The 11,531-nt window shown below is 73.6% G+C and carries 10 protein-coding genes; 1 reads left to right on the top strand and 9 read right to left on the bottom strand.

Translation table 11 applies throughout. The features are described from left to right. Positions 1-800 (top strand): ABC transporter permease (locus tag E1298_RS36500; RefSeq protein ID WP_207945054.1); only part of this gene is annotated, 800 nt, incomplete at its 5' end. An 82-nt stretch (positions 801-882) separates the two neighbouring features. Here the strand turns inward: E1298_RS36500 and E1298_RS36495 are convergent. The 9 genes from E1298_RS36495 to infC form a co-directional block, all read right to left on the bottom strand. Beyond that, complete coding sequence (locus E1298_RS36495) at positions 883-2,499, bottom strand: ABC-F family ATP-binding cassette domain-containing protein (protein ID WP_131901570.1); 1,617 nt, start codon at positions 2,497-2,499, stop codon at positions 883-885. A 299-nt stretch (positions 2,500-2,798) separates the two neighbouring features. Then, positions 2,799-5,276, bottom strand: coding sequence for a phenylalanine--tRNA ligase subunit beta (gene pheT, locus E1298_RS36490; RefSeq protein WP_131901568.1), 2,478 nt, complete (start codon positions 5,274-5,276; stop codon positions 2,799-2,801). Then, the gene (pheS, locus tag E1298_RS36485) at positions 5,276-6,385 is read right to left on the bottom strand and encodes a phenylalanine--tRNA ligase subunit alpha (protein WP_131901566.1); all 1,110 of its coding nucleotides are present in this window, start codon (positions 6,383-6,385) and stop codon (positions 5,276-5,278) included. Before pheS ends, pheT begins: the two co-directional genes overlap by 1 nt. Positions 6,386-6,521: 136 nt before the next feature. Then, a complete protein-coding gene (locus tag E1298_RS36480; protein ID WP_131901564.1) occupies positions 6,522-7,610 on the bottom strand; it encodes a sensor histidine kinase in 1,089 nt (362 codons plus the stop codon). A 293-nt stretch (positions 7,611-7,903) separates the two neighbouring features. Beyond that, on the bottom strand, positions 7,904-8,380 hold the full coding sequence (locus E1298_RS36475) for an STAS domain-containing protein (protein WP_243726029.1): 477 nt from the start codon (positions 8,378-8,380) through the stop codon (positions 7,904-7,906). A 379-nt stretch (positions 8,381-8,759) separates the two neighbouring features. Then, positions 8,760-9,575: a TrmH family RNA methyltransferase gene (locus E1298_RS36470; protein ID WP_131901560.1), complete on the bottom strand. Its 816-nt coding sequence runs from the start codon at positions 9,573-9,575 to the stop codon at positions 8,760-8,762. Positions 9,576-9,617: 42 nt separating this feature from the next. Further along, complete coding sequence (rplT, locus tag E1298_RS36465; RefSeq protein ID WP_131901558.1) at positions 9,618-9,995, bottom strand: 50S ribosomal protein L20; 378 nt, start codon at positions 9,993-9,995, stop codon at positions 9,618-9,620. Positions 9,996-10,065: 70 nt separating this feature from the next. Continuing rightward, positions 10,066-10,260 carry a 50S ribosomal protein L35 gene (gene rpmI, locus E1298_RS36460; protein WP_067468638.1) on the bottom strand — a complete coding sequence of 65 codons (195 nt, stop codon included), beginning with the start codon at positions 10,258-10,260 and terminating at the stop codon, positions 10,066-10,068. Between the two features lie 258 nt (positions 10,261-10,518). Further along, positions 10,519-11,058: a translation initiation factor IF-3 gene (infC, locus tag E1298_RS36455; protein WP_243726028.1), complete on the bottom strand. Its 540-nt coding sequence runs from the start codon at positions 11,056-11,058 to the stop codon at positions 10,519-10,521. Between the last annotated feature and the right edge of the window lie 473 nt (positions 11,059-11,531).

Here is an 11,531-nt window from a genome sequence, read left to right as displayed (position 1 = left end):
CGACGATCCCCCGCACGTTCGCCGCGATGATGGCGCGCGAGGCGCGGGTCATGCGCAAGAACTTCCTGTCGACCTTCATCCGGGTGCTGGTGCAGCCGGTGATGTTCGTCTTCGTGTTCGCCTACGTGCTGCCCAAGCTCGGCGGCGGCGCGACGGCGGGCCGGCCCGGCGGGCCGACCTTCTCGACCATCCTCCTGCCCGGCCTGGTCGGCTCGTCCATCATCATGCAGGCCATGATGGCGGTGATCTTCCCGCTGATGATGGAGCTGAACTGGCAGAAGTCCATCACCGACCGGGCGCTGGCGCCCATCCCGATCCCGCTGCTGGCGGTGCAGAAGATCCTCGCGGCGGCGCTCCAGGGGCTCATCGGCGGCGTGCTGGTCTTCCCCGCGGTCCTGTTCATCCACGCCGACGGCCAGGAGCCGCACGTGCACGTGGACAACTGGCCGGTCCTGATCCTGGTCATGGTGGCCGGGTCGCTGCTGGCCGCCGCCGGCGGCCTGCTGCTGGGCACGCTGCTGAACCCGCAGAAGGTCCAGATGCTGTTCGCGCTGGTCCTGCTCCCGATGACCATGCTCGGCTGCGTCTACTACCCGTGGTCGGCGCTGGAGAACATCCGCTGGCTGCAGATCGCCAGCCTGCTCAACCCGCTGGTCTACGTCAGCGAGGGCCTGCGGTTCGCGCTCACCCCGGACATCGATCACATGCCCGTCTGGGCGTTCCTGCTGGCCATCGTCGGCGGGACGGCGCTGCTGACCTGGGCGGCGACGCGCACCTTCACCAAGCGCGTCCTCACCTGAGGACGGCCGCCCCGCCAGAGGACGGCCGCCCCGCCCGGGGAGGGCGGGGCCGCCGTCTCGCATCGGGCCCGGTTCCCGGCGGTCACATCGGGTCCGCCTCCGACAGGCCCGTCCGGCGGTCCGTGCGCAGCCAGCGGGTGATCCCGATCGTCCGCAGGAACGGCAGGTCGTGGCTGACCACGACGAGCGCGCCCCGGTAGGCGGTGAGGGCCTGGCCGAGCTGCCGGGCGCTGGCCATGTCGAGGTTGTTGGTCGGCTCGTCCAGCAGCAGCAGCTGCGGCGCGGGTTCGGCGAGCAGCAGGGACGCCAGCACCGCGCGGAACCGCTCCCCGCCCGACAGCGTGCCCGCCGGGCGCTCGGCCCGCGCGCCCCGGAACAGGAAGCGCGCCAGCCCGGCCCGCACCTCGGTCACCGGCGCGGACGGGGCGACCGCCCGGACGTTGTCGACGACGCTGAGGCGCTCGTCGAGGACGTCGAGCCGCTGCGGCAGGTAGCGGACGCCGTCCACGCCGATCCTGACCGAGGTCCCCTCCGGGACGGACTCCCCGACCAGCGCCCGCAGGAACGTGGTCTTGCCCGAGCCGTTCGGGCCGACCAGCGCGATCCGCTCCGGCCCCCGGACGATCAGCTCCGCCAGGGACCCGGTCTCCGGCTCGGGCGCGGCGAGCCCGGTGACGGTCGCCACCGTCCGGCCCGCCGGGACCTCGGTGGCGGGCAGCTCGACCCGGATCTCGGCGTCCTCGCGCACCGCCTCCTCGGCCTCGGCGAGCCGCTCGCGGGCGCCGGCGAGCCGCTCCTCGTGCAGGATGCGGTGCTTGCCCGCCGACTCCTGGGCCTGCCGCTTGCGCAGCCCCATCACGATCTTCGGCTCGCGCTTCTGCTCGCTCATTTTCCTGCCGTATCGCGCCCGTCTCGCGAGCTTGACCTGCGCCTCCTCCAGCTCGCGTTTCTGGCGGCGCATGTCGGTCCCGGCCGCCCTGACCGCCTGCTCGGCGGCCTCCTGCTCGACCGCCAGCAGCTCCTCGTAGGCCGAGAGGGCGCCGCCGAACATCCGGACGGCGCCGTCGCGCAGGTCGGCGATCTCGTCGACCCGCTCCAGCAGCTCCCGGTCGTGGCTGACGACCACCAGCACGCCCGTCCAGGACGCGACCGCGTCGTACAGCCGGCGCCGCGCGTCCAGGTCGAGGTTGTTCGTCGGCTCGTCCAGCAGCAGGACGTCGGGGCGCGCGAGGAACAGCGCCGCGAGCCCGACCATCACGGCCTCGCCGCCCGACAGCGCCCGGACGGTGCGGTCCAGGTCCAGATGGCCGAGCCCGAGCCGGTCCAGCTCGGCGCGGGCCCGCTCCTCCACGTCCCAGTCGTCGCCGACCGCGGCGAAGTTCTCCTCGGTGGCCTCGCCCCGCTCGATGGCGTGCAGCGCGGACCGGGCCGCGCTGATGCCGAGCAGGTCGGAGACCGACGCGGCACCGTCGAGGACGAGGTTCTGCGGCAGGTGGCCGATCTCCCCGTCGACGCCGACCGTGCCCGCTCCGGGGCGCAGGTCGCCGGCGATCAGCCGCAGCAGGGTGGACTTGCCGGAGCCGTTGACCCCGATCAGACCGGTCCGGCCGGTGCCGAACGCGGCGTCCAGACCGTCCAGGACGGTGGTGCCGTCGGGCCAGGCGAACGACAGGTCCGAGCACACGATGGCGAAAGACATGGTGGCCTCCATGGTGGTTGAGCTGGTGCGGAACACATGGAGACACCGCGGGTCGCGCGACGCGCCGGCGGGCGGGAGCCTGGAGGGCGTGAAAAAGCCCGGCGGGACGAGAGTCCACACTGAGGTCGCGTGCGCGGGCCGGTGAACGGCCGCGCGGTGTCGGACCTCAGATCCTCAATGGACTCCCCTGCCGGGCGACGATGTGACCGGCCCAGTCTACCCCGGCACCTATCGCAACACAAGTAGCGTTAAGGAAGGCGGCCCCCCGCGGCGCGCGCGGGACCGCCTTCCCGTGGCCGTCAGGCGCCGCGGAGGACGGCGCCGGTGCGCTCGGCCGCGACGGCGACCGCCGCATCGCGCGCCCGGGACGCCTCCTCGGCGGTGAGCGTGCGGTCGGCGGCGCGGAACCTCAGCGAGTAGGCCAGCGACTTGCGGCCCTCCCCCACCTGCTCGCCGGTGTAGACGTCGAACAGCCGGACCGCCTCCAGCAGCTCCCCCGCGCCGTCGCGCAGCGCCGCCTCGACGTCGGCGGCGGGCACCCCGGAGCCGACGACGAGCGCTACGTCCTGAGTGGCGACCGGGTAGGTCGACACGTGCGGCGCGCGGGGCGTCGCCGGTTCGCCCAGACGGCGCAGCTCCAGCTCCATCGCGCAGGTGCGCGGCGGCAGCCCGTACGCCTTCGTGACGCGCGGGTGCAGCTCACCGGCGTGCCCGACGAGGGTGTCGCCCGCGAACAGCGCGGCGCAGCGGCCCGGGTGCCACGGCTCGTGCTGATCGGCCCTGACGGCCGGCTCGACGCCCGCCTCGCGGGCCACCGTGCGGGCCGCCTCGATCGCGTCGGCCCACAGCGCCGGACGTCCCTCGCCCCACCAGCCCGAGCGCTCGCGGTCGCCGGACAGCACGGCGGCCACCCGGTGCGGCTGATCGGGCAGCGCGGCCTCCACCGACGCGATCTCCTCGGCCGTCGGGCCGCGGTCCACGGCCAGGCGCGGCGACCGCTCCGGCGCGCCGGGGCGCGGCCGGAACACCACGCCGAGCTCGTAGAGCGCCACGTCGGCGAAGCCCCGTCCCACGTTGTGCGACAGCGCGCGCAGCAGGCCCGGCAGCAGCGTGGTGCGCAGGAGCGGCTCGTCCTCCGACAGCGGGTTGGCCAGCCGCAGCGCCACGCGCCGCGCGTCGCCGGCCGGGAGCTGCAGGTCGTCCCAGTCCTTCTCGGAGACGAACGGGAAGCCGAGCACCTCGACGTAGCCGGCGCTCGCGAGCGCGCGGCCCACCCGGCGGCGCAGCCGCTGCCGCTCGGTCAGGCCCTTCCCGGCGGCCGGGCGCGGGGCCCGGGCCGGGATGTCCTCGTACCCTTCGAGCCGGATGACCTCCTCGGCCAGGTCGTTGGGATCGGTGAGGTCGGGCCGCCACGACGGCGGCGCCACCGTGAGCACGTCGCCGCCCGCCACGGCGCAGCCGACCTGCTCCAGCCGCCGGACGACCGTGTCACGGCCGTAGGCCACGCCGGCGACCTTGTCGGGGTGGCCGGCGGGCATGGCCACGGTCGCCCGCTCGACCGGCGCCTCCGCGTGCGTCACGCCGGGCAGCACCTCGGCGCCGCCCAGCTCCGCCAGCATGCGCGCCGCGCGGTACGTGGCGTACAGCGGCAGCTCGCGGTCGACGCCCCGCTCGAACCGGTAGGACGCCTCGCTGTGCAGCCTGTGGCGCCGCACCATCCGCGCCGTGCCGATGTCGTCGAAGTGCGCGGCCTCGATGACCATGTCGGTGGACCGGTCGTCGATCTCGGTGGCCAGCCCGCCCATCGTCCCGGCCATCGAGATCGGCCCCGAGGCGTCGGTGATGAGGATGTCCTCGGGGTCGAGCGTCCGCTTGACGTGGTCGAGCGTCTCCAGGCTCTCCCCCGGCGCGGCGCGCCGCACCACGATCGGGCCGGTCAGCTTGCCCCGGTCGAACGCGTGCAGCGGCTGGCCGAGCTCCAGCATCAGGTAGTTGGTGACGTCCACGGCCAGCGACACCGGCCGCATCCCGGCGCGGTGCAGCCGGACCCGCATCCACATCGGCGTCCGGGCGTCGGGATCGAAGCCGCGCACCTCGCGCAGGACGAACCGGTCGCACGCCGTCGGGTCGCCGATGCTCGCCGGGTAGGACTCGCCCGCCGCCTCGGGCAGCTCGACCCGGGCCGGGTCCGTGAACGGCACGCCGTAGGCGGTGGCGGCCTCGCGGGCGATGCCGCGGATCGACAGGGCGTAGCCGCGGTCGGGCGTGACGGCGATGTCGAGGACGTCGTCGCGCAGCCCGAGCAGTTCCACCGCGTCCGCGCCGACCGGCGTGCCCGGCGGCAGGACGAGGATGCCGCTGTGGTCGTCGCCGATGCCCAGCTCGGACACCGAGCAGATCATGCCCTCCGACAGCCGCCCGTAGGTCTTGCGGGACCCGATCCGGAAGCCGCCGGGCAGCACGCCGCCCGGCAGGATGACGACCACCCGGTCACCGGCCGCGAAGTTCGTCGCGCCGCAGATGATGTTCTGCGGCTCGCCGGTGCCGTTCGCCTGCCCGACGTCCACCTGGCAGTAGCGGATCGGCTTCTTGAACCCGGTCAGCTCCTCGATGGCCAGCACCTCGCCGACCACCAGCGGGCCGGACAGGTCGGCGCCCGCCTGCTCGACGGTCTCGACCTCCAGCCCCGCGGCGATCAGCTTGGCGGCCAGCTCGCGGCCGGTGACGCCGGCGGGCAGCGCGGCGTGCTCACGCACCCAGGAAAGCGGGGCCCGCATCAGATCTCCATCCCGAACGGAAGGGTGAACCGGACGTCGCCCTCCACCATGTCGTGCATGTCCTCCACGCCGTGCCGGAACATCAGCGTCCGCTCGACGCCCAGCCCGAACGCCCAGCCGCTGTAGCGGCCGGGGTCGACGCCGCAGGCCACCAGGACCCGCGGGTTGACCATGCCGCAGCCGCCGAGCTCGATCCAGCCCTCGGAACCGCAGGTGCGGCACGGGTCCGCGCCCGGCTCCACCGAGGCGCCCCGGCACACGAAGCACTGCATGTCGACCTCGGCCGACGGCTCGGTGAACGGGAAGTAGGACGGGCGGAACCGCGTCCGCAGGCCCTCGCCGAACATGCCGCCGACGAACGCGTCGATGCCGCCGCGCAGGTCGGCCATCGTCAGGCCCTCGTCGACCGCGAGGCCCTCCAACTGGTGGAAGACGGGGCTGTGCGTGGCGTCCAGCTCGTCGGTGCGGAACGTGCGGCCCGGCATGACCACGTACACCGGCAGCGGCCGCGACAGCAGCGCCCTGATCTGCACGGGCGAGGTGTGCGTCCGCATCACCAGGCCGGTCTCCTCCGACCCGACGAAGAAGGTGTCCTGCATCGTGCGGGCCGGGTGGTCGGGCTTGAAGTTGAGCGCGTCGAAGTTGAACCACTCCGCCTCGACCTCGGGGCCCTCGGCGACCTCGAAGCCCATGGAGACGAAGACGTCCGCCATCCGCTCCTGCATCGTGGTCAGCGGGTGCCGGGCGCCGCGCGGGGCGCGGTCCCAGGGCAGGGTGACGTCGACGGTCTCCTCGACGAGCACGCGCTGGTCGCGCTCCTCCTCCAGCTCGGCCTGGCGGGCCTTGAGCGCCTGGGCCACCGCGCCGCGGGCGGCGCCGATGCGCTTGCCCGCCTCGGCCCGGCCGGCGGGCGGCAGCGCGCCGATCTCGCGGTTGGCCAGGGCCAGCGGGGAGCGGTCGCCGGCGTGCGCGAGGCGGACCTGCTTGAGTTCGTCGAGGCCGGTGGCCGCGGCGATGGCGGCGAGCGCCTCGGCGCGGGCCCGCTCCAGCTCTTCGGGCTGCAATGCGGACACCTCGACAGGGTCGTAGGACTTGTTGGGTGCAGACATGGTGGTGATGACTCCGGTCGGCGTGGGACGCCCGCAGTCTAGTGCGCGGGCAGGGAAGATCCGGAACAACGTGCGCGATTGGCGCGGCCCGCCCGGGGGCCCGGTGCCCGCCCGCGCCCGGTGCCGGCGGCCGGGCTCAGGTGGCGTAGTCGGGGGCCCCCGCGGGCACGGTAAATCGGAACTCGGCGCCGCCGCCGGGCGCGCGCCGCACGGTGATCACGCCGCCGTGCGCCTCGACGAGGCCCTTCACGATGTACAGGCCGAGGCCGGTGCCGCCGCGGCGGTTGCCGCCGGGACCGCGCCAGAACTGCCGGAAGACGCGCGGGACGGCCTCGGGCGGGATGCCCTCGCCCTCGTCGCGCACCGACACGGCGGCCCCCTCCCTGTGCCCGTCCGGCTCCACCACGATGGTGACAGCGCCGGCGCCGTGCCGCACCGCGTTTTCGACGAGGTTGCCGAGGATCTGGTCCATCTTGTCGGGGTCGAGCCACATCTCGGGCAGCGGGCCGCGGGTCTCGAAGCGGAAGCGGTCCTCGGGCTCGCCGGCCGCGACCCGTCCGGCGATGACCTTGCGGACCTCCTCCGGCAGGTCGACGACCTGGCGGTGCATCTCCAGCCGCCCGGCCTCGATGCGGGAGACGTCCAGCAGCTCGGTGATGAGGCGGGTCACCCGGTCGGCGTCGGCGTTGACGGTCTCCAGCATCACCCGCTTCTGGTCGTCGTTGAAGCGGTGCCACTTGGCCAGCAGCGTCGCGGTGAAGCCCTTGACACTGGTCAGCGGGGAGCGCAGCTCGTGGGCCACGGTGGAGACCAGGTCGGCGCGGTCGCGTTCCCGGCGGGCGCGGCGCGCGGCGTCGCGCAGGCAGACGGTGAACCGTTCCACGCGGCCCTTGCCGTCACGGCGGTAGGCGGCGGTCACCAGCAGCTCGGTGCCGCCGGGCAGGAACAGCTCGCGCTCGGGATGCCGGGTGCGGATGCCCAGGCCCTCGTACGGGGCCAGGCCCTTCCACCAGTCGCGGCCCTCCGCGTCGTGCAGCGGCAGGACGTCGCGGAAGTCGGCGCCCAGCGCGGCCTCGGCGGAGACGCCGGTCATCCGCACGGCGGCGGCGTTGAACACCACGACACGGGCGTCACCGTCGGCCACCAGGAGCCCGTCGGGCAGTTCGTCGGCGACGTCACCCCCGGGGAGCGCACCGCGCTGTCCCGCAGGCACGCGCGCGGCCACGCGGGGGGGTTCCTTTCCGCCCACAGCGGCCTCCAGAACACCGGTCGGACGCGGCCTGTCGAGAAGAGACTCTATCCGGACTCAGGCACCTTGCGGGACCCAGAAAGCGCCGTGCGGCAAGGCATATGTGGCCATCGGGCGGCGTGTCGCCCCCACCGCGACCACCCTCACCTGGACGTCCGCGAACCGACCGGCCCCTCGCGTCGAACGCGCCCCGTCCCGCACAGAACGCGACGGCTCGGTGGGAGACGGCCGGCCCGCGAGCCGCTGGGCCCGCGGCCGGTGGGGGCGGCTCAGCGGGAGGTGGTGGACGAGCCTTGGGCGGCCAGGGCGTGGTCCGCGTCGACATGGAGGGCGAACAGGCGGTGCAGGCCGGTGATGCGCAGCAGGCGCAGCTGGGCGGGGCGCACACCGGCGAGCGCGATCTGCCCGCCGCGCGCGGCGACGTGGTTGTGCGCGGCCACGAGCGCGCCGAGACCGGTCGCGTCGCAGAAGGGGACGGCGGTGAAGTCGACCACCAGGCGGCGGAAGCCCGCGCCGTGCAGCTCGACGAGGCGCGCGCGGAGCGCGTCGGAGGTGTGCAGGTCGATCTCGCCGGTCACCGCGGCCACGGCGGTGTCGCCGCGGACCCGCGCGACCACGATCTCCAGATCGGGCGTGGCGCCGGGCACCCATGCCGCGGGGACGCGAACGGCGGCCGTGCCCGTCCGGCACCGGACCTCCGGCCCGCGCCGGCCCGGCCTCCTGGCCGCTCTCGTCTCCTCGGTCATCACGCTCGCCCCCAACTCTGCACGGCATCGTCGCCGTCCCTGGTCAACCACCGTAGGCACCCGCTGGAACGTGCAAATCCATCGCCGGGCCGGTATCCCGCTCCTACCTGCGGACGAGTCCCCCGCGCCGGCGGACTACCCGCCCCCCACGCGCGGGGAAGACCATCTTTGCAGGTCACAAGCGGAGAAATGGCCTCGGAGGCGACCGCTTGCGGCCATCCGACCACGGAATGCATCGAACCTCCGTGACCGTCCACACGTAAGGCGTGTCACATGCGGAAACGTCCTCCCGGGCGCGCATTGTCCGGCGCGCGTCCGGACGTGTGCAACACGGCGTCACCTCCGGGGAGCGCCGCGTGTGTGCACTTTTGCCTTGTGCCTACGCTTTGCGCTGTGCGCGGGCCGAGGCGTACAGGCAGACGGCCGCGGCCGTCGCCAGGTTGAGGCTCTCGGCGCGCCCGTGGATCGGCACCCGGACGACCTCGTCGACCAGGTCCAGGACCTCCTTGGGCAGCCCCCACGCCTCGTTGCCGAACACCCAGGCGGTGGGGCGCACGAGGATCCCCTCGTCGATGCCCTCGTCCAGGGTGCGGCCGCCGGCGCCGTCGGCGGCGAGCACGGCGAGCCCCGCCCCTCTCAGCTCGGGGATCAGCGCGTCGAACCGCGGGCCGACCACGACGGGCAGGTGGAACAGGCTGCCCGCCGAGGCGCGCACGCACTTGCCGTTGTAGGGGTCGACGGAGGCGTCGGTGAACACGACCGCCTCCGAGCCCGCCGCGTCGGCGGTGCGCAGGACCGTCCCGGCGTTGCCCGGATCGCGGACCTGCGCCAGCACCGTGACGAGCCGGGGCCCGGCCTCCAGCGCGGCGCCGAGCGGGACGTCGAGGAACCCGCAGACCGCCAGCAGCCCCTGCGGGGTGACGGTCTGGGCGAGCTCGGCCATCACCTCGCCGCTGACGCGCAGCACCGGGGCGCCGGCGCGCTCGGCGGCCGCCACCAGCTCGGGGTGGCGGGACTCCGCCTCGGCGGTGGTGAACAGCTCGGCGAGCCCGCCGGGGATTTCCAGCGCCTCCCGCACCGCCTGCGGCCCCTCGGCGAGGAACCGCCGCTCACGCCGCCGGAAGGCGCGCTTGGCGAGCCGGCGGGCGGCCTTCACCCGCGGCGAATGGAGAGAGGTCAGCTCGCGGCCCGCCATATCGCTTCGATCTCCCCAGTCGCCCGTGTGCCGGAACCCGGCTCAGGCCGCCTCCGAGCCCTCGGCGGGGAGCGCGTCCTTGGCGACCGCGACCAGGGCGGCGAACGCGGCCGCGTCGTTCACGGCGAGCTCGGCCAGCATGCGGCGGTCGACCTCGACCTCGGCCGCCTTCAGGCCCTGAATGAACCGGTTGTAGGTGATGCCGTTGGCGCGGGCCGCGGCGTTGATCCGCTGGATCCACAGCCGGCGGAACTGGCCCTTGCGGTCCTTGCGGTCACGGAACGCGTAGGCCATGGAGTGGAGCTGCTGCTCCTTGGCCTTGCGGTAGAGCCGCGAGCGCTGCCCGCGGTAGCCGCTCGACCGCTCAAGGACGACCCGACGCTTCTTGGCGGCGTTGACCGCCCGCTTCACGCGTGCCACGTGATGCACTCCTTCGTGGGGGCCGGGGCCGTCCTGGCCTCGGCCGGTCGCTGATGGTGACGGTCGGGGGCTACTTGCGCAGCAGCTTCTTGATGTTCTTGGCGTCGGCGTCGGCCACCACGGCCGGGCCGCTCAGGCGGCGCGTCCGCTTGGTCGGCTTGTGCTCGAGCAGGTGGTTCTTGTTGGCGCGGCGGCGCATCACCTTGCCGGAGCCGGTCAGCTTGAACCGCTTCTTGGCACCACTGTGGGTCTTCGTCTTCGGCATGGTCGCCGTCGTCTCCCTCGTCCTGGCCCCGTGCGGCGGCACGGAGGCGCGCCTGATCGGCGCATCGCACGGGCATTTCGTGGACGCGCCGGGTCAGGCTTCAATGTACGTGCGTCACGGCCCCGCGAAACCGCGGGCCCGCAGTGCTGAGCCGCCCCTGAGGGCGGCTCCCGGCCGTTTCCGCGGGGGACGGGCCCCCGGGCTCCGGCCACTGGCTCGCGGCGGCCTCCCGCTGGAGGCGGGGCCTGCCGCAGGCCGTCAGGCGGTGCCGGACTCGGCCTCGTGGTCGCGGGCCGCGGCGCGCTCGGCCTTGGCCTCCGCCTTCTTCTTGTGCGGACCGATCACCATGATCATGTTCCGGCCGTCCTGCTTGGGCCGCGACTCGACGAAGCCGAGTTCCTCGACGTCGTCGGCGAGCCGCTGCAGCAGCCGGTAACCGAGCTCGGGACGGGACTGCTCACGACCGCGGAACATGATCGTGACCTTCACCTTGTCCCCCGCCTTCAGGAACCGCACCACGTGACCCTTCTTGGTCTCGTAGTCGTGCGGGTCGATCTTCGGGCGGAGCTTGATCTCTTTGATGATCGTGTGCGCCTGGTTCTTCCGCGCCTCACGCGCCTTCATCGCGGACTCGTACTTGAACTTGCCGTAGTCCATGAGCTTGGCGACGGGCGGGCGCGCGGTCGGCGCCACCTCGACCAGGTCGAGGTCCGACTCACGCGCGAGTTCAAGGGCCTTGGCGATGGGCACGATGCCCACCTGTTCGCCGTTCGGGCCGACGAGCCGGACCTCGGGCACGCGAATGCGGTCGTTGATACGCGGTTCGGCGCTGATGGGACCTCCTTGGGGCCGTTCTCAAGTTCTGGGACCGGTCGTACCCCGAGGCTTCAACGCGAAAAGCCTCGCACGACTCGCATGCGAGGCCACCTTCGGTCTCCCCGGGCGGCTGACCGTCCGGGGACGACGGCTGGACGAGCATGGAGCGCTCGTCCGCCTGACCGAGACCCACCGGCCTTCCGGCCGGTCAGGTGGGAGGTGGCCTCCGCTTGTGCGCCCAGCGCCCGCGATCACCTCGATCGTGCGCGCAAGGCCGGTCGACCACTAAGAATAGCACCTGGCCAAGGCCAGTGCGCCCTGCCAGAATCTTGCCGATTGCGAAGTGTTCCGCGCCGCTGCCGGGTATGGAGTACGCCATTCGTCCCAACCGCGCGCACCCCGCGATCATTCCCGGCGGCGCGGGGTGCGCGCGGTTGGGACGAATGGCGTACTCC

This window comes from Actinomadura rubrisoli, assembly GCF_004349215.1.
In the GTDB taxonomy this organism is placed as follows: domain Bacteria; phylum Actinomycetota; class Actinomycetes; order Streptosporangiales; family Streptosporangiaceae; genus Spirillospora; species Spirillospora rubrisoli.
This window is presented reverse-complemented; position numbering and strand designations above follow the sequence as displayed.

Coding starts and splice junctions, on each gene's coding strand:
- E1298_RS36495 (WP_131901570.1), bottom strand. CDS start 2,499: ATGTCTTTCGCCATCGTGTGCTCGGACCTGTCGTTCGCCTGGCCCGAC.
- pheT (WP_131901568.1), bottom strand. CDS start 5,276: ATGCGGGCCCCGCTTTCCTGGGTGCGTGAGCACGCCGCGCTGCCCGCC.
- pheS (WP_131901566.1), bottom strand. CDS start 6,385: ATGTCTGCACCCAACAAGTCCTACGACCCTGTCGAGGTGTCCGCATTG.
- E1298_RS36475 (WP_243726029.1), bottom strand. CDS start 8,380: ATGACCGAGGAGACGAGAGCGGCCAGGAGGCCGGGCCGGCGCGGGCCG.
- E1298_RS36470 (WP_131901560.1), bottom strand. CDS start 9,575: ATGGCGGGCCGCGAGCTGACCTCTCTCCATTCGCCGCGGGTGAAGGCC.
- rpmI (WP_067468638.1), bottom strand. CDS start 10,260: ATGCCGAAGACGAAGACCCACAGTGGTGCCAAGAAGCGGTTCAAGCTG.